This window comes from Stenotrophomonas sp. SrG, assembly GCF_050031795.1.
GTDB classification, from domain to species: domain Bacteria; phylum Pseudomonadota; class Gammaproteobacteria; order Xanthomonadales; family Xanthomonadaceae; genus Stenotrophomonas; species Stenotrophomonas rhizophila_A.
This window is the reverse complement of the sequence record NZ_JBNBBE010000093.1, coordinates 1-308: the sequence shown is the minus strand read 5'-3', so window position 1 is coordinate 308 and position 308 is coordinate 1. Positions and strand designations below refer to the sequence as shown.

General features: G+C 63.6%; 1 protein-coding gene. It reads right to left on the bottom strand.

What is annotated here, in order from left to right; translation table 11 throughout:
• Positions 1-112 precede the first annotated feature (112 nt).
• Positions 113-308: co-chaperone GroES (locus ACQG3P_RS19105; protein ID WP_426805919.1), on the bottom strand; the 196-nt coding region annotated here is incomplete at its 5' end.

Below are 308 nucleotides of genomic sequence, written 5' to 3'. Positions count from 1 at the left end.
AACGAATGTCCTTGGCAGCCATTGCTATTCCCTTTTATGTGGCGCCGGGCGATGCCCGGCTGCTTTGATCTCAAAAAATAACACGCGGCGGGGCGAGCCCGGCGGCGCAAACTCAGCCGATGACGGCGAGGATGTCGTCTTCGCGCAGGACCTTGGATTCCACGCCTTCGCTCTTGTAGGTGCTGCCGGCGTACTGGCCGTAGATCACCTTGTCGCCAACCTGCAGCGACGGCGCGCGCACGCTGCCGTGGTCCAGCGGCTTGCCCGGGCCCACGGCCACGACTGCACCCTGGGTCGTCTTTTCCTTG